We start from the raw sequence: 19,151 nt of genomic DNA on the forward strand, positions 1-19,151 counted from the left end.
GCCGTACACCGCGAGCCTCACCGGCGCGCTGCCGACGGGCATCACGTTCGACGCCGCAACGCGCACGCTGGCCGGCACGCCGACGCAGTCCGGCACGTTCGCCATCGACGTCACGGTGAGCGACAGCACGGCGGGCACGCCCGGCCGCGTGACCGCGCACTACGTGCTGACCGTCGCCGCGCCGACGCTCACGTTGAGCCCCACGACGGTCGCCGCAGGTACCGCGGGCGTCGCGTACACGCAGACGTTCGCCGCGAGCGGCGGCATCGCGCCGTACCGCTACGCCGTGGCAAGTGGCACGCTGCCGACCGGCCTCGCGCTCGACGCGAACACCGGCGCACTCACCGGCACGCCGACCGCGGCAGGCAGTTTCACCTTCGCCATCCGCGCGACGGACAGCACCACCGGCACGCCGGCGTCGGTGACGACGAGCTACACGCTCGCGATGTCGGCCCCGGTGATCGCGATCACGCCGACGACATTGCCGGCCGCCGTGGCCAACACCGCGTACACGCAGACGCTCAGCGCCAGCGGGGGCACCGGTCCGTATCGCTTCACCGTCACGACGGGCACGTTGCCGGCCGGCCTCACGCTCGCATCGAACGGCACGTTGTCCGGCACGCCGACCGCCGATGGCGCCTTCAGCTTCACCGTCACTGCGACCGACGCGCTCGGCTTCACCGCGACGCAGGCCTACGCGTTCACCGTCGCGCCGCGCCCGGATCCGTCGCGTGATGCGGAAGTGCGCGGCCTGCTCGACGCGCAGGCGCAGGCGACGCAACGCTTCGCCGACGCGCAGATCCGCAATTTCCAGACGCGCCTCGAAAGCCTGCATGGCGGTGGTCGCAGCGGCGGCCTGCAGAACGCCTTGACCTTCGCCGACAGCACGCACTGCAGCGACAACCCGCATGCCGACGACGCGTGCGGCACTGCGCGCATAGAGCGAAAGGGCATCGGTGCTGCGGACGCGGGCGGTGGCGACGTCGACGCGCCAGCCGCGGCGGCGCGTGATACGTCATCGGGCGTCGGCCTGTGGATCGGCGGCGGTCTGCGCTCGGGCAGCACGGGTGCGCGCGGCGGCTCGACCGGTTCGGACTTCGAAACCGACGGCGTGAGCTTCGGCGCCGACTACCGACTCGACGATGCATTCGCGTTCGGTGCCGGCCTCGGCTACGGGCGTGACGCCACCGATATCGGAAGTCACGACACGCGGACCACGAGCCGCTCGTATGCGATCGCTGCGTACGCGAGCTACCACCCCGGCGCGATGTTCTTCCTCGACGGCGTGCTCGGCTACCAGCGCCTGTCGTTCGACCTGCGTCGCTACGTCACCACGAATGGCGCAACGGTGTCGGGCGCACATGACGGCACGCAATGGTTCGGTTCGCTGTCGACCGGTGCCGACCTGACTCGCAACGCTTGGCAGATCACGCCGTATGCGCGCGCCGATGTCAGCCGCGCCACGCTCGACGCGTACACCGAGCACGGCGATGCGTTGTACGCACTCGCCTACGGCACGCAGTCCGTCGATACCACCACGGGCAACCTCGGCACGCGCTTCGGCACGCATCGCGCGACGAGCTGGGGTGCGTTCGCGCCGGAGTTCCGCGTGGAAGTCCAGCGCGACTTCCAGGGTGATGGCGAGACGTCCGTGCGTTACGCGGATCTACCGGCAGGCGCGTTGTACACGACGCGCGTCGCCGGCTTCGACCGCACGCGTTACATGCTGGGCGCGGGTGCGACGTGGATCCTGCGCGACGACTTCTCGATCCGCCTCGACTACAGCGGCGTGTTCGGCGCGTCGGGCGATCGCGACAACGGCCTGCAGCTGTACATCCACAAGTCGTACTGACCGGATGCGCGGCCTTCGTGGCCGCAATGGAGTAAGCAAAGCGCCGGCGTAATGCCGGCGCTTTGTTTTTCACGCGACGGGATGTTGCGGTCGGCGCTACTCGCTCGCTCCCATGCTTGCGTGACGTCGTGTTGCGCAACGCAAGCGATGGCGCCGCGTTGCACGCGAGACGCGACTGCGAGCGCCGATCCTGAGCCGCGCGCCAGAGAACGAACTCGACGCGTCGCTCACGACCGCGGGATGGGTAACGTCACGGCACCCGCGCCGCGACCCACGCGTCGACCCGCTTCACGCCCGCCTTCTTCAGTGCCGCCGCGGCCGCGCGCAGCGTCGCGCCGGTGGTCATGACGTCGTCGACGACCGCGACGTGTTCGGGCAACGGCAGCTTGGGCCAGGCCTGGAACGCGTCCTTGAGGTTGCGTCGGCGGGCCACTGCCGACAGGCGCGACTGCTCTTGCGTCGCCCGGTGGCGAATCAGTGCGTGGTCGAGCACCGGCAGGCCGAGCGCCGTGCCGAGCGGACGGGTGATCTCCAGCGCCTGGTCGAAACCGCGCTGGCGCAGGCGGGCGCGATGCAGCGGGACCGGGATCAGCGCCTGCGGCTGCGGCGCACGGCGCAGGCGTTCGGCCATCAGCTGCGCGATCAGTCGGCCGGCCGCGAGATCGCCGGCGAACTTCAGGCGCGGGATCAGGCGATCCAGCGGTGCGGCATAGAGGAAGGCGGCGTGGATCTCGCTCAGCGCACCCGGCCGTGCCGTCAGGCAGCTGCCGCAGACCGCGCCGGCCTCGGGCACCGGCAATGCGCAGCCGGGGCAGGCGACCTCGAGCTCGGGCAGGGCGGCTTCGCAGGCGAAGCAGAGGTCCATGCCATCGAGGCCCGGGTCCTCGCAGGCGAGGCAGCGGGTCGGCCACAGCAGGCGGGTCGCATCGTTGCGCAGCCAGAAGCCGAGGCGGGCGCGGAGCCCGTCAACCGGGATCGGGGTCGTCAGGTTGACAGCGGTGTTCATGGTTTCCAGACTGCCGGGCCCACCCCGCCGCGGCTGTCGGAAAACTCCTATGGAAGCTGTCAGTGAACTGCGCGCCGTGCCCACCGGCCTGCGCCACGACTGGTCCCGCGACGAGATCCTCGCCCTGTTCGGGCTGCCGCTGACCGAGCTGCTGCACCGCGCCGGCACCGTGCACCGCCAGCACTTCGACCCCGCCGAGGTGCAGGTCTCGACGCTGCTGTCGGTCAAGACCGGCGGCTGCCCGGAGGATTGCGCCTACTGCCCGCAGGCGCAGCGCTACCACACCGGCGTCAACGCGACGAAGCTCATGTCGACCGACGCCGTGCTCGACAAGGCGAAGCAGGCCAAGGCCGCCGGCGCCTCGCGCTTCTGCATGGGCGCGGCGTGGCGTTCGCCGGCCGACCGGGACATCCCGAAGGTCGCCGCGATGATCCGCGAGGTGAAGGCGCTCGGCCTCGAAACCTGCGCGACGCTCGGCATGCTCAGCGACACGCAGGCCAAGGCGCTGCGCGACGCGGGCCTGGACTACTACAACCACAACCTCGACACCGCGCCGGAGTTCTACGGCGAGATCATCCACACGCGCGAATACCAGGATCGTCTCGACACGCTGTCGCACGTGCGCGACGCCGGCATGAAGACCTGCTGCGGCGGCATCGTCGGCATGGGCGAGACGCGCGAGCAGCGCGCCGGCCTGCTGCAGGCGCTGGCGAATCTACCGGCGCATCCCGATTCGGTGCCGATCAACCGCCTCGTGCAGGTCGAAGGCACGCCGCTTGCGGGCACCGCGCAACTCGATCCGTTCGAGTTCGTGCGCATGATCGCCGTCGCCCGGATCATGATGCCGCGCTCGATGGTGCGCCTGTCCGCCGGGCGCGAATCGATGAGCGACGAACTGCAGGCGCTGTGCTTCGCCGCCGGTGCGAACTCGATCTTCTACGGCGAGAAGCTGCTCACCACCGGCAACCCCGACACCGAACGCGACATGGCGCTGTTTGCGCGCCTCGGCCTGCGTCCGATGAACGTGGTCGAGGCGCCGAACACGGTGCATGCGGACATCGTCGATTCCGAGCCTGCATTCGGCGCGTCGTCGATGGGCTGCGGCACCGGCTGCGGCTGCGCGGCCTGAGGTGCGCTGGCCGCAGCGCATCGCCGACTCGAGAGCCGCTCGTGACATCGCGGCACGCCGTCGCGTCCGCCGCACCGTCACCTGGCGCGAGGGCATGCGCTGCGAAGTCGACGGCCGCGAACTGCTGAACTTCTGCAGCAACGACTACCTCGGGCTGTCGCAGCATGCGCAGGTCATCGCGGCGCTGCGCGACGGCTGCGTGGAAGGCGTCGGCAGCACCGCGTCCGCACTAGTCTGTGGCCACCACGCGCTGCACGCAACGCTCGAACGCGAAGTGGCCGACTGGTTGCAGGCGCCCGCCGCGCTGCTGTTCGGCAGCGGCTTCACCGCGAACCTGGCCGTGCTGCAGGCGCTGCTGCAGGGCGGCGACACCTGCGTGCAGGATCGGCTCAACCACGCCTCGCTGATCGACGCGGCGAAGCTCAGCGGCGCGACGCTGCGTCGCTATCCGCACGGCGATGCCGACGGCGCGGCACGCCAACTCGCGACGCATGAAGGCGACGGCCTCGCGCTGATCGCAACCGACGGCGTCTTCAGCATGGACGGCGACGTCGCGCCGCTGCGGGAACTCGCCACGCTCGCGCGAACCCACGATCCACTGCTCTACGTCGACGATGCGCACGGCGTCGGTGTGCTCGGTCCGGACGGTCGCGGCAGCGTGGCCGACGCCGGCCTGTCGACGCAGGACGTGCCGCTGCAGCTCGCGACGCTCGGCAAGGCGCTCGGCACCTATGGCGCACTTGTCGCTGGTGAAGCGGATCTCGTCGGGCATCTCGCCGAAACCGCGCGCGGCCATGTGTATTCGACCGCGTTGCCGCCTGCGCTCGCCGCTGCGTCGATCGCGGCGGTACGCATCGCGCGCACGGCGAACGATCGACGCGCGACGCTGCACGCGCTCATCCAACGGTTCCGCGACGGCGCCAACGAGCATGGCCTCGACGTCCTGCCGTCGACCACGCCGATCCAGGCGGTGATGGCGTTCGACGACCGCATCGCCCTGCGCATGTCGCAGGTGCTCGAAGATGCCGGCTTCTGGGTTTCCGCGATCCGTCCGCCGACCGTGCCGGAAGGCCGTGCGCGTTTGCGCGTCACGCTCACCGCGCTGCACACCGAATCCGAAGTCGACGCGCTCGTCGATGCCCTTGCCCGCGCGCGCGACGCCGCGGGCGTCACACCCCTATCGGCATGACCGGCGAAACGCATCTTCCGCACATCCTCGCGAACCTCGACGTGCAGTTGCGCGCCGGCGCGTACGTCCTCATCACGCGCGCGACGCCGGATCCGGATGCGGACGCCGTCGCTGCCGCGCGCATCAACGAAGCCGAAGGCATCACCTACGTCGTCACCGAGGACTACGCGCGCGCCCGCGGCGAGCCGCCGGGCTTTGTCGCGGCCTGGCTCACGCTCAAGGTGCATTCGGCGTTGAACGCGGTCGGTCTCACCGCCGCGGTGTCCGGCGTGCTCGCCGAACGCGGCATCGCCTGCAACATCATCGCCGGCCATTTCCACGACCACATCCTGGTACCGGCCGCGCGTCGCGACGACGCGATCGCCGCCATCCGCAGCCTGCGATCCGCCTGACATGCACATCGAAACACACGGCGAGGGGCCGTCCCTCGCGCTCATCCACGGCTGGGCCATGCACGGCGGCCTGTTCAAGCCGTTGGCCGAGCGTCTGCGCGATCGCTACACGCTGCACCTCGTCGACCTGCCGGGTCACGGCCATGCGCGTGACAGCGACATCCCGCTCGATCCGCACGTGCTGTCGTCGCTGCTCGTCGACGCCGTGCCCGATGCGGTGTGGCTCGGCTGGTCGCTTGGCGGACAGTTCGCACTGCGCAATGCGCTCGAGCATCCGGATCGCGTGCGCGGCCTCGTCCTGCTGGCATCGTCGCCGCGCTTCGTGACCGGCGAAGACTGGCCGCACGGCGTGAAGCCGACGCTGTTCCGCGACTTCGGTGAGGCACTGTCGCAGGACTTCCGCGGCACGCTCGACGGCTTCCTCGCGCTCGAAGCGTTGGGCTCGACCAGTGCGCAGGCCGAACTGCGCGACCTGCGTGCGCACGCGTTCGAACGCGGCGAGCCGGCGCCCGTCGCCTTGCTGCGCGGTCTTGAACTGCTCGACGAATTCGACGCACGCGACGAGCTGCAGCATCTGCGCGTGCCGAGCCTGTGGATCTCCGGCCGACGCGATCGTCTCGTGCCCGCGGGCGCGATGCCCGCGGCCGCGCAACTCGCACCGAATGCCACCAGCCTCGTCATCCGCGACGCCGGCCATGCGCCGTTCCTCGGTGCGGCCGACGAGGTCGCGGAGGCGATCGACGCATTCGCGTCACCCCTGTTCGCGGAGCGCGGCTGACATGCGCAACGCGTTGCACTCCGGATGCAGGCGATGAACGACGTCTTCGACCACCGCCAGGTCGGCCGCGCGTTCTCGCGCGCAGCGACACACTACGACGAAGCGGCCGCACTGCAGCGCGAGGTTGGCGAGCGCCTCGCCGAATCGCTCTCGCACTACGAGGATTCGTCGCTGGGCTCGCGCACGCCGCAGGTGGTGCTCGACGTCGGCTGCGGCACCGGTCATGGCACCGCTCTGCTGCAGCAACGCTGGCCGAAGGCGCAGGTGATCGGCGTCGATCTCGCGCCCGGCATGGCGCACGAAGCACAGCGTCGGCTCGGCGCGAAGCGTGGGCTGTTCGATTTCTCGCGCAAGCCGCAGATCGCGCGCGCGGATGCGACCGAGTTGCCGCTGCGCGAGGGTAGCGTCGACGTGCTGTTCTCCAACCTCTGCCTGCAGTGGATCGAGGATCTGCCGGGCGTGTTCGCCGGCTTCCGTCGCGTACTGAAGCCGGACGGCCTGCTGCTCGTTTCGACCTTCGCACAGCAAACGCTCATGGAGTTGCGCGAGGCCTTCGCCACCGCCGACGAGGCGCCGCACGTCAGCCCGTTCGTCGACATCGCGCAGTTCGGCGATGCGCTCCTGCGTGCCGGTTTCCGCGATCCGGTGCTGGACCGCGACGTATTCCGTCTGGCGCAACCTGACCTGCCCACGATCATGCGTGAGCTGCGCACGCTCGGCGCGACCAACGCGATGCACGACCGTCGTCGCGCACTCACGGGTCGCGCGCGTTTCGCACGCTCGGCGCAGGCCTACGAAGCGATGCGCGGTGCGGACGGCCTGCCGGTGACGTGGGAAGTCGTCTACGCACAGGCGTGGGGTCCCGCGCCCGGTGCACCGATCCGCATCGGCGGCATGGAGGAAGTGCGCGTGCCGGCCTCCGGTATTCCGATCCGGCGCCGTTTGTGAGAACCGACGCGCGCACCGCGATCGGCGCCGTCGGTCTCGCGCTGCTGTCGGCGTTCTTCTTCACGTCGACCTACGTGCTCAATCGCGCGGCGGCGGTCGACGGTGCACACTGGGCGTGGACGGCGTCGCTGCGCTATCTGTGGACGGTGCCGCTGATGCTGCCGTTGATGCGCGGGCGATGGACGTCGCTGTGGCACGAAATGCGCGCGCGTCCCGGGCCGTGGTTTCTCTGGAGCGGGATCGGATTCGTCGCGTTCTACATCGGGCTCGCGTACGCGGCGTCGAGCGGGCCGGCGTGGCTCGTCGCAGGCACGTTCCAGCTCACGGTGATCGCCGGCATGTTGTGTGCGCCGCTGCTGTATCGCGATGCGCGGCGTCGCGTGCCGATGTCCGCGCTGGGTTGCGGCGTGATCGCGGTGGCGGGCGTCGCGATGATGCAGTGGTCGCAGGCGCACGGCGCGCTGCATCGTGAAGCGTGGATCGCGTTCCTGTGCGTCGCGTTCGCCGCGTTCGCGTATCCGCTCGGCAACCGCGGGTTGCTGCTGCATCTGGAGCGTCGTGGTGTCGAACTCGATGCCATCCAGCGCGTGTTCGGCATGACGCTCGCGAGCCTGCCGTTATGGCTGCCGGTCGTGATCTACGCCGGTGCGACGGCAGGCGCGCCGCCGCTGCGGCAGGTGATGCTGACCGGCGGCGTCGCGCTTGGTGCGGGCGTCATCGCCACCGTGCTGTTCTTCAGCGCGACGGGACTGGTGCGTCGCGATCCCGTCGCGCTCGGCGCGGCCGAAGCGATGCAGGCCGCCGAGATCCTGTTCGCCGAAGCGATCGGCGCGATGTGGCTCGGCGAGCCGTGGCCGCACGGCATCGCCGCGATCGGCGCGATCGTGGTGATCGCGGCGATCGTGTTGTTCAGCGTGCTGGTGGCGTTGCGGCCGCCGGCGGACGCATAGCTGCGACGGTGCGGAAGAACACGCGGCCCTGGTACGGCGTGCCGAGCACCACCGGCTCGTAACCGGCGGCGCGCACGTGCGCGAACACCTTGGCCGAATCCTCCTGCTTGCAGATCCAGAGCTGCTCGGGTTCGTGCTCGGCGAGCTCGCCGTCCAGCGATTCGTCGTATTCGGGATTGAAGCGGGCGTCGTTGGTCACGCGCTCGATCGACAGCTTCTCGATCTGCACGTGCGGGCCGGTGTGCAGATGCACGCCGTAGCGCGCCATGTCCTCGACGAACAGGACCTCCTCGATCGGCTCGTTCGTGCGGTCACGAATCGCGCGCGCCCACTCGCGGGCGTCCTTGTGCGTCGGGTAGTGCGCGGCGGCGACCTCGAGCGCGAGCATGACCGCCGCCCACGCCATCATCGCCGGCCAGCGCGGAAGCGCGCGGCCGTCGTGCGCCGACTGCAGCGTGATCGCGAGTGCGATCGGCACCCACAGCGGCAGGATGTAGAGCGGCAGTCGCGAGCGCGAGATGCAGAACACCGCGAGCGGCACCAGCACCCACAACGCGACCAGCAACCACGGCGACTGCGCGATGCGCAGCGCGCGATCGCCGCGCCACGCCCGCACGCGTGCGGGCAGCCCGCGGATCCAGCGCCACAGCGTGCGCGACCACGGCAGCGTGCCGATCAGCAGCGTCGGCGCGTAGATGGCGATCCAGCCGTACCACTCGCCATGGCGCTTGAACTCGTCGGTCGCGATGCGGCCGACGACTTCCGAGCCGAGGAAGTAGCCCATCAGGCCGGGCGTCTTCTGCGTCACCGCGATGTACCAGGGCGCGGCGATCGCGACGAACGCGAGCAGGCCGAGCGGCTGGAACAGCGTCGGGCGTTCGCGATCGCGGGTGAGCAGCTCGAACAGCACGACGGGCAGCAACGGCAGCAGGCCGGGCGGACCCTTCGTCAGGAACGCGAGTGCGAACCCGACCCACATCACCACGAGCCATGCGCGAGGTCGCGCGCTGCCGAAGCGCGCTTCGACGTAGCCCCACAACGCGAGCGCTTCCATCGACGCCAGCAGGTAATCCGTCGTGATCATCTGCGCGGCACCGAACGGGAACAGCATCGCCGCGTAGACGAGCGATGCGCGCACACCGTTGCCCGGCGCGAGCCGTCGTGCCATGCGTCCGACCAGGAGCACGCACAGCAGGTGCGCGAACGCCGACGGCAGGCGTGCCGCGAGCGCGGACGACCCGAGCGCGCTGATGCTCGCGGCGATCGCCCAGTACGTGAGCGGTGGCTTGGTCCAGTGCTCGACTTCGTAGCTGCGGCGCGGAATCAGCCAGTCGCCGCTGTCGACCATGTTGAGTGCGACGTTGGTGTAGCGCCCCTCGTCCGGATCCCAGATGCCGCGCAGGCCGAGGAACGCGAACGTGGTGACGAGCGCGAACACCGCGACCCAGAACGCGGGATGGCGCCACCACGGGCGCGATGGGATCGTCGTGCTCATGCGTTCACCAGTGCGGCCAGATCGGCGTTGCCGCCGGACAGGATGATGCCGACGCGTCGGCCTTCGAAGAGATCGCGATTCGCCAGCACCGCGGCGAGCGCGACGGCCGACGACGGCTCGATCAACTGCTTCATGCGCGTCCACACCAGTCGCATGGCGGCGAGCGTGGCGGCGTCATCGACCACCAATGCCTTCGCGCCCTGCGCACGCAGCATCTCGAAATTGATGGCGCCGAGCGTGCCGCGCAGGCCGTCGCAGACCGTGTCGGGCGTGAATGCGGTGACGCGCTCGCCGCGTTGGAGCGATGCCGCGGTTTCGGCGGCGCCCGCGGGTTCGGCGAGATAGAGCGGCGTCGACGGCGAAGCACCGGCGATGGCGACCGCCGTGCCCGATGCGAGCCCGCCGCCGCCGACCGGCACGACGATGGCATCCAGCGGTTGCGCGGCCAGCAGCTCGAGTGCGGCGGTGCCCTGTCCCGCGATCACCAGCGGATCGGTGTAGGGATGCACGAGGCGCGCGCCGAGCGACTGCTGCAGCTGCGAACACATCGCTTCGCGCGCGTCGATGGTCGGCGCGCAGCGATGCAGCACCGCGCCGTACGCGGCGATCGCGGCGAGCTTGCCGGGCACCGCACCTTCGGGCACCACGACGTGGCAGGCGATGCCGCGGCTCTTGGCCGCGAGCGCCAGCGCCGCACCGTGGTTGCCGGAGGAATGGGTGACGACGCCGCGTCGCGCCTCGTCGTCGCTCAGTGCCCACACCGCATTGCACGCGCCGCGGAACTTGAACGCGCCGATGCGCTGCAGGTGCTCGGCCTTGAAGTAGAGGCGACCGCCGGCGAGCTCGTCGATCGTGCGCGAGGTCAGCACGGGGGTGACGTGCGCATGCGGCGCGATGCGCGCGGCGGCGGCGAGGACGTCGTCGAAACCGGGGTGGGTCATGCGGAGACCGGCGGCGGAAACGCACTAGGGTAGTGGCTCCGCGCGCGCACCGGGATTACCGCGCCGTCATTTGCGGCGCCGGCCCAGCAGGCTCACCGCGGCCGAGCCGGCCACCACGAGCAGGGCGCCGATCCAGCCCACCGCCGACATCGGCTCCGGCGCGAGCGTCGCCGGCCACAGCCCGTGCACCAGCGCGACCACGCCCAGGCACATCAGCGGCGTGGTCGCGAGCACGGCCGACACGCGCGACGCCTCCCAGTGAGCGAGCGCCTCGGCGAACGCGCCGTAGGCCACCACCGTGTTGAGCGCGCAGTAGCCGAGCAGGAGCCACTGCAGCCCGCTGAGGTGCGCCAGGTGCGTCGGATGCGCGAACGGCCACAGCAGCAGCGTCGCGATCACGTAGATCACCGCGAGGATCTGCATCGAACCAAGCTTCACCAGCAACTGCTTCTGCGCGAGCGCGTAGACCGCCCACACCACGGCAGCGAGCACGACCAGCAGCGAGCCGACGAGGTACGTGCGCGCGTCGCCGTGGCCGGGCGTGGCGTCGACGTGCACGAGCTGGTCGCGGAAGAACAGGCCGAGGCCGGCGACGAGCAGCGCCATGCCGAACCACTGCGCGGCGCGGAAGCGCTCGCCGAACACGAGGATGCCGCCGACCGCCATCAGCAGCGGCGCGAGCTGGATGATCAGCTGCGCGTTGCCCGGCGACGTCCGGCCGACGCCGAGCAGGTAGAAGACATAGTTGCCGACGAGCGTCACCGCGGCGATCGCCAGCAGCGCGCCGCCGCGACGGCCGAGCGCGCCGAAGCCGCGCAGCCGGCCGCGTGCAGCCAGCCATCCGCCGACGAGCACGGCGGCGACGAGGAAGCGGAACCAGGTGAGCGTGAGCGGGTCGAGCGCCTGAAGCGTGACCTTGAGCGCGACGGGCAGCGTCGCCCAGCACAGTGCGGTCACCAGGCTCAGCACGAGTCCGAGGCGCGTGCGCCCGGAGGCGCGGTGCAGGGTCGACATGGACGGCGTCCGCAGCGAGGGCGTGCGATGCTCGCAGGCGCGGCGTCGACCGGCAACGCCGCACGTGCACCGCTGCGTACGACGAACTCTGGTGGCGCCATCGCTGAACCGCTCAGCCGGTGTGTGTCGACGGTCGAAAAAGTTAAGCGGTAGTTCAATCCGACCGGCCGAAGCTGCATCGGATAACACAGGGGTGTTCCGCCATGATCCGCAGACTTCTGATTCCCCTCGCCGCGACCGCGCTGCTCGCCGGCTGCGTCACCTCGCCGCCCTACGGCTATCGCGCCGACGGCCATGGCGACTACTACTACGGCTCGCCGTACGTCGAATACCGCTACCAGGACGCCTGGCCGTACTACGGCTACGGTTCGTACTACTACGGCCCGTACCGTCCGGGTTTCTCGGTGTGGGGCGGCTACTACGGTGGCGGCTATCCGTCCTACGGCTACCCGTATTACGGCTCGCCGTATCGCTACGCCTACCCGCGCTACCAGCCCCACGACGGTCACCACGGCGACCCGCGCGGCGGCAACGGCTACGGCGGCGACCCGCGTCCGGACAACCGCCCCGACGGCGGCCCGTGGCGTAATCCCGACGAGATCGTGCGTCGGCGCCGCGCCATCGATAACGGCGGCGGCATGGTGCAGGTCGCGCCGCGTCCGTCGATGCCCGAGGTCACGCGCCCGAGCCCGGGAACGTTCGGTCCGCGCATGGGCGGGGATGATCGCGGCGGTAGCGCGCCGGGCGATGTGATCCGTCGCGCGCGTCGCGAAAGCGCGGCCGGAAACGATCCTCGCTGAGGAACCGCGAAACGTGACGGCGGCGGCTTGCGATGCCGCCGATCGGGCCTCAAGCTAGGTCGGCACCGTCCGCGCATGCGGACGGGCGCGTCGTTTCCGCCATGTCGGACCCCGGCGAGGATCTTCGGATCCCCCCTGTTCCGCCCCTCGCCGGGGCCGGCACCCGGATCCCGGGTGCAAGGCGAAGCCCCTGAAAAGGTGAAGGGCCGGACGTCCCCCGACATCCGGCCCTTCGTGCTTCCCCGCGGGCGCTGTGGCCAGCCCCTGTTCCAATGCTGGCCGACGCAAGCGCCTGCCCCGCTGGGTGCAAACGAATGCAGTGCACGAAGCGTGCCATGGGCGCGTGGAAGCGGCCGTATGGCCGGAATCCAACTGTGGTCACGTTCCGGCCGCAAATCCGTTCAGGTGACCCGGCACGAAGGTGACGCAGAGCGGCCATGCCCGGCCGCGGCGGTCAGGCGCTGACGTTCGCGACCGCCCCTGTTCAGGAATGCGCCCGCGCCGGCTGCGCGACAATGCGCTGGCATTTCGAGGCACCCCGATGAGCGACTCCTTCTACCGGTTCGACGTGATCGTGGTCGGCGGCGGCCACGCCGGCACCGAGGCCGCGCTCGCGTCCGCCCGCACCGGCGCGCGCACGCTGCTGCTCACGCATTCGATCGAGACGGTCGGCGCGATGAGCTGCAATCCCGCGATCGGCGGCATCGGCAAGGGCCACCTGGTCAAGGAGATCGACGCGCTCGGCGGGGTGATGGCGCGTGCGGCCGACGCCGCCGGCATCCAGTGGCGTCGCCTCAACGCGAGCAAGGGCCCGGCGGTGCGCGCGACGCGCTGTCAGGCCGATCGTTCGCTCTATCGCGCCTACATCCGCCGCGCGGTCGAGTCGCAACCGAACCTCACCATCTTCCAGGCCGCGGTCGACGACATCGGTTTCGACAACGGCCGCGTGTCGTCCGTCCTCACGCAGACCGGCCTGCGCTTCTTCGCGCCCGCCGTCGTGCTCACCGCCGGCACCTTCCTCGCGGGCAAGGTGCACATCGGCGCGACGACGTACGCCGCCGGCCGCGCGGGCGATCCGCCGGCGACCACGCTCGCCGCGAAGCTGCGCGAAGGTCCGTTCGCGGTCGATCGCCTGAAGACCGGCACGCCGCCGCGCATCGACGGCCGCACGCTCGACTACGCGGTGATGGACGAGCAGCCCGGCGACGATCCGCGCCCGGTGATGTCGTTCATGGGCAGCACCCTCGACCATCCGGCACAGGTGTCCTGCTGGATCACGCACACCTCCGAGCGCACGCACGAGATCATCCGCGGCGCGCTCGACCGCTCGCCGCTCTACACCGGCCAGATCGAAGGCATCGGCCCGCGCTATTGCCCGTCGATCGAGGACAAGGTCGTGCGGTTCGCCGAGAAGGCGTCGCACCAGATCTTCGTCGAACCCGAAGGGCTCGATGTCGCCGAGATCTACCCGAACGGCATCTCGACCTCGCTGCCGTTCGACGTGCAGCTCGATCTCGTGCGTTCGATCCGCGGTTTCGAGAACGCGCACATCACGCGCGCCGGCTACGCCATCGAATACGACTTCTTCGATCCGCGCGGCCTGAAGACGACACTCGAAACCAAATCCATCGACGGCCTGTTCTTCGCCGGCCAGATCAATGGCACGACCGGTTACGAGGAAGCCGCGGCGCAGGGCCTTCTCGCGGGCGTCAACGCGGCGCGTTTCGTGCGCGGCGAAGCGGGCTGGAGCCCGCGTCGCGACGAGGCTTACCTCGGCGTGCTCGTCGACGACCTCACGACGCACGGCACGTCCGAGCCGTACCGCATGTTCACCTCACGCGCCGAGTACCGCCTGCAGCTGCGCGAGGACAACGCGGACCTGCGACTGACGCCGGTCGGCCGCGATCTCGGTCTCGTCGACGACGAGCGCTGGCTGTGGTTCTCCACCAAGCGCGAGGCGATCGAACGCGAAACCGCCCGCCTGCGTGCGATGTGGGCCGCGCCGAACAACGCGCTCGGCGGCGAGATCGCGGCGACGCTCGGCCTCGAGGTCAGCCGCGAGACGAACGCGCTCGATCTGCTGCGTCGTCCCGAGATGGACTACGCGACGCTGACGCGCGTGCCATCGCTCGGCCCGGCCGTCGACGACGCGACGGTGGCCGAGCAGGTCGAAATCGACGCCAAGTATTCCGGCTACCTGGATCGCCAGCGCGAGGAGATCGAACGCGCGCGTCGGCATGAGGAGACGTCGATTCCGGACGCGTTCGATTACGCGAGCGTGCGCGGGCTGTCGGCCGAAGTGCGGCAGAAGCTCGAACGCGTGCGCCCGCAGACCATCGGGCAGGCGCAGCGCATTCCGGGGACGACGCCCGCCGCGATCTCGCTTCTGCTCGTGCACCTCGTGCGCAACACGCGAAACCGCGTCGTCGCCTGACGCTCAGATCTCGACCGGCGCGCCCATCTCCACGAGTCGGTTGCTCGGGATCCGGAAGAAGTTGCTCGCCGCCGTCGCGTTGCGATGCATGAAGGCGAAGATGCGGTCGCGCCAGATCGGCATGCCGTGGTGTCGGCGCGCGACGACCGTTTCGCGACTCGCGAAGTAGGTCGTCTCCATCGGATCGAAGCAGACGTCGCCGTAGTCGACCGCGCGCATCAATGCGAGCGGCACGTCGGGCGTCTCCATGAAGCCGAAGCGCAGCGTCGCCCGATAGAAGCTGTCGCCGATGCAGCGGATCGCGAGGCGTTGCGCCGGCGGCACCGTGGGCACCGGACGCGTCTCCACGTTGAGCAGCACGTTGCGCTCGTGCAGCACGCGGTTGTGCTTGAGGTTGTGCAGCAGCGCGGTCGGCACGACGGCGGTTTGCGACGTCAGGAATACCGCGGGGCCCGGCACGCGCAGCGGCGGCGAGAGCATCAGCTGCGGCACGAACTCGTCGACCGCGATTCCATCCTTCAGCACCTCGGCCTGCAGCAGCTGGCGGCCGCGACGCCACGTGCGCAGCACTGCGAACACGACCACGCCGAGCAGCAGCGGGAACCATGCGCCGTCGAAGAACTTGGCGAGGTTGGCACCGAGGAACGCGACGTCCACGCCCACGAACAGCGCGACCATCGGCCAGTACAGCGGCTTCGGCAGCAGCGCGCGGTGGCGCGTGGTGACGATGAGCAGCACGCTGGTGATGAGCATCGTGCCCGTCACCGACACGCCGTACGCGGTCGCGAGCGCGGTCGAACTGCCGAAGCCGACCACCGTCGCGATCGTGCCGAGCATCAGCAGCCAGTTGATCGCCGGCACGTAGATCTGGCCGAACGCGTCGCGCGAGGTCTGGCGGATGGTCATGCGCGGCAGGTAGCCCAGCAGCACGGCCTGGCGCGTCGCCGAATACGCACCGCTGATGACGGCCTGCGACGCGATGACCGTCGCGACCGTCGACAGCCCGATCATCGGGTACAGCGCCCACGCCGGCACGCCGAGATAGAACGGGTTGTCCACCGCCGACGGGTGCGCGAGCACGAGCGCGCCCTGGCCGAGGTAGTTGAGCGCGAGCGCGGGCAGCACGACGACCAGCCACGCGCGCTGGATCGGCCGGCGTCCGAAATGACCCATGTCGGCATACAGCGCCTCGCCGCCGGTGACGGCGAGCACCACGGCGCCGAGGATGAAGAAGCCATGCGGGCCGTGCATCGAGAAGAAGCGCAGTGCCCACATCGGGTTCAGCGCGGCGAGCACCTGCGGATGCATGGCGATGCCGCGTGCGCCGATCGCCGCGAGCGCGATGAACCACAGCACCAGCACAGGGCCGAACGCCTTGCCGACGGCGTCGGTGCCGAAGCGTTGCGTCGCGAACAGCACGAGCAGCACCGTGATCGTGATCGGCAACACCCAGTGCGCCAGGCCCGGCGCCGCGACCTCGAGGCCTTCGACAGCCGACAGCACCGAGATCGCGGGGGTGAGCACACCGTCGCCGAAGAACAGCGCCGCACCGAACACGCCGAGCAGGCCGACGACGTAGATGCCACGCGTGCCCTTGAGGGTGCGTTCGGCCAGAGCCGACAGCGCCATGATGCCGCCCTCGCCATCGTTGTCGACGCGCATGATCACGCCGACGTACTTCGCGGTGATCACGACCATCAGCGTCCAGAACACCAGCGACAGCAGGCCGAGCACGGTGGGCACGTCGGGCGTCAGGCCGTAATGCGGCAGGAAGGCTTCCTTCAGCGTGTACAGCGGACTGGTGCCGATGTCGCCGAACACGACGCCGAGTGCGCCGAGCACGAGCGTGCCCATGCGCTGCTGCGGCGCATGGGAAGAAGCGATGGCGGCTTGCATGCGCGCGTCGTCGTTCCGGAAAGACGGTGCGCAGTCTCGATCCGGGGCGCGTAAAGGCGGAAGGCACCGAACGCCCGCGACGCGTAAATTCCGCATAAATTCGTCGCGAAGCGCGTCATCGCGCGCAAGCTGCGGCGACAATGGCGCAACTCCCGAGGCCGCCGGACGTGAACGCGCCACCGATCGCCCGCCCGCATCGACCGATCGCTGCGTACGCGCTCGCGGCCGCCGGCACGTTGGCCGCCATCCTCCTCGCGCAGCTGCTGCAGCGCTGGCTGGGCGTCGCCGACCTCTCGCTGGTGTTCATGCTCGCGGTGCTCGTCGTCGCGGCACGCACGCATGCGGGGCCGGCACTGCTGACCGCCGTGCTCTGCTTCGTCGCCTACAACTTCTTCTTCATCGAGCCGCGCTACACGCTGTACATCGGCGCGCGCCACGGCGTCGCAACCGTATTTGCCTTCCTTGCTGCGGCGTTGCTCGCAGGACGGCTCGCCTCGCAGCTCGCCGAACAGGTCGATGCGCTGGGCGACGCACAACGCCACAGCGCGGCGCGACAGGCGCTCGGCCAGCAACTTGCGATGGCCGCGGACGGACCCGCCGTCGTGCGCGCTGCGGCTGCTGCCTTTCGCGAAGCGCTCGATGCCGACGTCTGGTTGCGGCTCGGCGACGACTCGCGACAGGTGCTGCGTGGCGCGCAGACCGAGACGGTCGAAGAGCACGGCTGGTGGTTCCTTCCGCTGGGCGCGCCCGATCGCGTGCTCGGCGTGCTGGGGCTCAAGCTGCCGGACAGCCCGTCGCGACTCGATGCGGGCGAACGCGAAGTCGCACGTGCGATGGCCGACGACGTCGCGCAGGCGCTGCTGCGCACGCGGCTCGTCGCCGAAGTCGAAGCGCAACGCGTCGCCACCGAAACCGAGCGGCTGCGCAGCGGGTTGCTCGCGTCGGTCTCGCATGACCTGCGTACGCCGCTGGCGTCGATCATCGGCGCCGCCGACAGCCTCGACGCCTGGGGCGACACCATGCCCGCCGCCGATCGCAGCGCGTTGCTCGCCACCGTGCGCGAGGAAGGCCTGCGGCTCGATCGCTACATCCAGAACCTGCTCGACATGACGCGGCTCGGCTCCGGCCTCGAGCCCGTGCGCGACTGGTTCGGCGTCGACGAACTCGTCGGCGCGGCCATTGCGCGCGTGCAGCAGCACCGGCCGCAGGCGAATGTCGATGTGCAGGCCGCGCCCGGCCTGCCACCCGCGTTCGTGCAGGGCGCGCTCATCGAGCAGGCGCTGCACAACGTCATCGATAACGCGTTGAAGTTCGGCGGCGACGCTTCGGTGGTGGACGTCGCCATCGCACACATCGACGCCACGTTCGACATCACCGTCTGCGACCGTGGACGCGGCATTCCCGCAGCCGAACGCGAGCGCGTGTTCGAGATGTTCCATCGCGTCGAGCGCGTCGATCGCGGCCCGTCCGGCACCGGCCTGGGGCTCGCGATCGCGCGCGCGATCGTGCTCGCGCACGGCGGACACATCGCGATCGAGGACGCACCGGGCGGCGGTACCTGCGTGCGCATCACGTTGCCGGTGGGCGCGCCATGAGTGAGACCGTGCCCGCGCGCACCCTCGTGATCGACGACGAACCGCAGATCCGCCGGTTCCTCGACATCTCGCTGCGCGCGCAGGGTTATGTCGTGCTCGCGGCGGCGACGGCGGACGACGGCCTCGCGCAACTCGCGACGGATGGCGCGGACGTCGTCATCCTCGACCTCGGGCTGCCCGATCGCGATGGCGTCGAGGTGCTGCGCGACCTGCGGCAGTGGTCGAGCGTGCCGGTGCTCGTGCTGACCGCGCGCGGCGACGAGGACGAGAAGGTGAAGTTGCTCGACGCCGGCGCGAACGACTACGTCACCAAACCTTTCGGCATCCGCGAACTGATGGCGCGGCTGCGCGCGCTGCGCCGAATGCAGGCCACGGCCGACGACGAGCCCGCGGTGTACGACGACGGCGAACTGCGCATCGATCCGGTGCGTCGCGAGGTGCTGCGCGGCGGCGTCGCGCTGTCGCTCACGCGCAAGGAGTACGCGCTGCTCACACTCTTGGTTCGCCATGCGGGGCGCGTGGTCACGCAACCGCAGCTGCTGCGCGAAGTCTGGGGGCCGACCCACCAGGGCGACACGCACTACCTGCGCATTCTTGTCGGCAAGCTGCGGCAGAAGCTCGGCGACGACGCGGCGCATCCGCGCTGGATCGCGACGGAACCGGGCGTCGGCCTGCGCTTCCTCGTGCGCAACTGACCGACCGCGCAAACGACGACGCCCGCCGATTGGCGGG

16 protein-coding genes are annotated in these 19,151 nt (G+C 70.2%); 11 read left to right on the forward strand and 5 right to left on the reverse strand.

Annotated elements, in window-relative coordinates:
• Positions 1-1,852, forward strand: a 1,852-nt coding sequence (locus tag EVS83_RS12820; RefSeq protein ID WP_133501437.1) for an autotransporter domain-containing protein, incomplete at its 5' end; no start/stop codon positions are given.
• A 250-nt stretch (positions 1,853-2,102) separates the two neighbouring features.
• Here the strand turns inward: EVS83_RS12820 and EVS83_RS12825 are convergent.
• The gene (locus EVS83_RS12825) at positions 2,103-2,858 is read right to left on the reverse strand and encodes a double zinc ribbon domain-containing protein (RefSeq protein ID WP_133501438.1); all 756 of its coding nucleotides are present in this window, start codon (positions 2,856-2,858) and stop codon (positions 2,103-2,105) included.
• Between the two features lie 49 nt (positions 2,859-2,907).
• Between EVS83_RS12825 and bioB the strand changes: the two genes are divergently transcribed.
• The 6 genes from bioB to EVS83_RS12855 are packed head-to-tail and all read left to right on the forward strand — an operon-like array spanning position 2,908 to position 8,244.
• Positions 2,908-3,987, forward strand: coding sequence for a biotin synthase BioB (bioB, locus tag EVS83_RS12830; RefSeq protein WP_425456104.1), 1,080 nt, complete (start codon positions 2,908-2,910; stop codon positions 3,985-3,987).
• The gene (bioF, locus tag EVS83_RS12835; protein WP_133501439.1) at positions 3,908-5,176 is read left to right on the forward strand and encodes an 8-amino-7-oxononanoate synthase; all 1,269 of its coding nucleotides are present in this window, start codon (positions 3,908-3,910) and stop codon (positions 5,174-5,176) included. The genes bioB and bioF overlap by 80 nt, the downstream gene beginning before the upstream one ends.
• Positions 5,173-5,568, forward strand: a complete 396-nt coding sequence (locus tag EVS83_RS12840) for an ACT domain-containing protein (RefSeq protein ID WP_133501440.1) — start codon at positions 5,173-5,175, stop codon at positions 5,566-5,568. Before bioF ends, EVS83_RS12840 begins: the two co-directional genes overlap by 4 nt.
• 1 nt (position 5,569) lies before the next feature.
• Positions 5,570-6,346, forward strand: coding sequence for a pimeloyl-ACP methyl ester esterase BioH (gene bioH / locus EVS83_RS12845; RefSeq protein ID WP_133501441.1), 777 nt, complete (start codon positions 5,570-5,572; stop codon positions 6,344-6,346).
• 33 nt (positions 6,347-6,379) lie between these two features.
• Entirely contained in the window at positions 6,380-7,294 is a 915-nt protein-coding gene (gene bioC, locus EVS83_RS12850; protein WP_133501442.1) for a malonyl-ACP O-methyltransferase BioC, read from the forward strand.
• Positions 7,291-8,244: a multidrug resistance efflux transporter family protein gene (locus tag EVS83_RS12855; RefSeq protein WP_133501443.1), complete on the forward strand. Its 954-nt coding sequence runs from the start codon at positions 7,291-7,293 to the stop codon at positions 8,242-8,244. The genes bioC and EVS83_RS12855 overlap by 4 nt, the downstream gene beginning before the upstream one ends.
• Here the strand turns inward: EVS83_RS12855 and EVS83_RS12860 are convergent.
• The 3 genes from EVS83_RS12860 to EVS83_RS12870 form a co-directional block, all read right to left on the reverse strand.
• Complete coding sequence (locus EVS83_RS12860) at positions 8,204-9,739, reverse strand: ArnT family glycosyltransferase (RefSeq protein WP_133501444.1); 1,536 nt, start codon at positions 9,737-9,739, stop codon at positions 8,204-8,206. The genes EVS83_RS12855 and EVS83_RS12860 overlap by 41 nt on opposite strands.
• A complete protein-coding gene (locus EVS83_RS12865) occupies positions 9,736-10,680 on the reverse strand; it encodes a pyridoxal-phosphate dependent enzyme (RefSeq protein WP_133501445.1) in 945 nt (314 codons plus the stop codon). Before EVS83_RS12865 ends, EVS83_RS12860 begins: the two co-directional genes overlap by 4 nt.
• A 66-nt stretch (positions 10,681-10,746) precedes the next feature.
• Complete coding sequence (locus EVS83_RS12870; protein ID WP_166636903.1) at positions 10,747-11,694, reverse strand: DMT family transporter; 948 nt, start codon at positions 11,692-11,694, stop codon at positions 10,747-10,749.
• A gap of 203 nt (positions 11,695-11,897) precedes the next feature.
• Here EVS83_RS12870 and EVS83_RS12875 point away from each other — a divergent pair, with 203 nt between their 5' ends.
• Together EVS83_RS12875 and mnmG are read left to right on the forward strand one after the other, a co-directional pair.
• Complete coding sequence (locus tag EVS83_RS12875; RefSeq protein ID WP_133501446.1) at positions 11,898-12,494, forward strand: hypothetical protein; 597 nt, start codon at positions 11,898-11,900, stop codon at positions 12,492-12,494.
• A 541-nt stretch (positions 12,495-13,035) separates the two neighbouring features.
• The gene (gene mnmG, locus EVS83_RS12880; RefSeq protein WP_133501447.1) at positions 13,036-14,928 is read left to right on the forward strand and encodes a tRNA uridine-5-carboxymethylaminomethyl(34) synthesis enzyme MnmG; all 1,893 of its coding nucleotides are present in this window, start codon (positions 13,036-13,038) and stop codon (positions 14,926-14,928) included.
• A 3-nt stretch (positions 14,929-14,931) separates the two neighbouring features.
• Here mnmG and EVS83_RS12885 read toward each other — a convergent pair whose 3' ends face one another.
• Positions 14,932-16,824, reverse strand: a complete 1,893-nt coding sequence (locus EVS83_RS12885; RefSeq protein WP_133501448.1) for a potassium transporter Kup — start codon at positions 16,822-16,824, stop codon at positions 14,932-14,934.
• A 167-nt stretch (positions 16,825-16,991) separates the two neighbouring features.
• On the opposite strand from EVS83_RS12885, the gene EVS83_RS12890 reads away from it, so the two are divergent.
• Both EVS83_RS12890 and EVS83_RS12895 read left to right on the forward strand, forming a co-directional pair.
• Entirely contained in the window at positions 16,992-18,419 is a 1,428-nt protein-coding gene (locus EVS83_RS12890) for a sensor histidine kinase (RefSeq protein ID WP_166636904.1), read from the forward strand.
• Positions 18,416-19,114 carry a response regulator gene (locus EVS83_RS12895; RefSeq protein WP_133501450.1) on the forward strand — a complete coding sequence of 233 codons (699 nt, stop codon included), beginning with the start codon at positions 18,416-18,418 and terminating at the stop codon, positions 19,112-19,114. Before EVS83_RS12890 ends, EVS83_RS12895 begins: the two co-directional genes overlap by 4 nt.
• Positions 19,115-19,151: the final 37 nt, after the last annotated feature.

This window comes from Cognatilysobacter terrigena (genome assembly GCF_004361065.1).
Lineage (GTDB): Bacteria > Pseudomonadota > Gammaproteobacteria > Xanthomonadales > Xanthomonadaceae > Cognatilysobacter > Cognatilysobacter terrigena.

What these genes read in the sequence shown, in the direction of transcription:
- bioH (WP_133501441.1), top strand. Translation starts at nt 5,570, where the DNA reads ATGCACATCGAAACACACGGCGAGGGGCCGTCCCTCGCGCTCATCCAC.
- bioC (WP_133501442.1), top strand. Translation starts at nt 6,380, where the DNA reads ATGAACGACGTCTTCGACCACCGCCAGGTCGGCCGCGCGTTCTCGCGC.
- EVS83_RS12895 (WP_133501450.1), top strand. Translation starts at nt 18,416, where the DNA reads ATGAGTGAGACCGTGCCCGCGCGCACCCTCGTGATCGACGACGAACCG.
- bioB (WP_425456104.1), top strand. Translation starts at nt 2,908, where the DNA reads ATGGAAGCTGTCAGTGAACTGCGCGCCGTGCCCACCGGCCTGCGCCAC.
- EVS83_RS12840 (WP_133501440.1), top strand. Translation starts at nt 5,173, where the DNA reads ATGACCGGCGAAACGCATCTTCCGCACATCCTCGCGAACCTCGACGTG.
- EVS83_RS12865 (WP_133501445.1), bottom strand. Translation starts at nt 10,680, where the DNA reads ATGACCCACCCCGGTTTCGACGACGTCCTCGCCGCCGCCGCGCGCATC.
- EVS83_RS12875 (WP_133501446.1), top strand. Translation starts at nt 11,898, where the DNA reads ATGATCCGCAGACTTCTGATTCCCCTCGCCGCGACCGCGCTGCTCGCC.
- EVS83_RS12885 (WP_133501448.1), bottom strand. Translation starts at nt 16,824, where the DNA reads ATGCAAGCCGCCATCGCTTCTTCCCATGCGCCGCAGCAGCGCATGGGC.
- EVS83_RS12870 (WP_166636903.1), bottom strand. Translation starts at nt 11,694, where the DNA reads ATGTCGACCCTGCACCGCGCCTCCGGGCGCACGCGCCTCGGACTCGTG.
- bioF (WP_133501439.1), top strand. Translation starts at nt 3,908, where the DNA reads ATGCGGACATCGTCGATTCCGAGCCTGCATTCGGCGCGTCGTCGATGG.
- EVS83_RS12825 (WP_133501438.1), bottom strand. Translation starts at nt 2,858, where the DNA reads ATGAACACCGCTGTCAACCTGACGACCCCGATCCCGGTTGACGGGCTC.
- EVS83_RS12860 (WP_133501444.1), bottom strand. Translation starts at nt 9,739, where the DNA reads ATGAGCACGACGATCCCATCGCGCCCGTGGTGGCGCCATCCCGCGTTC.
- mnmG (WP_133501447.1), top strand. Translation starts at nt 13,036, where the DNA reads ATGAGCGACTCCTTCTACCGGTTCGACGTGATCGTGGTCGGCGGCGGC.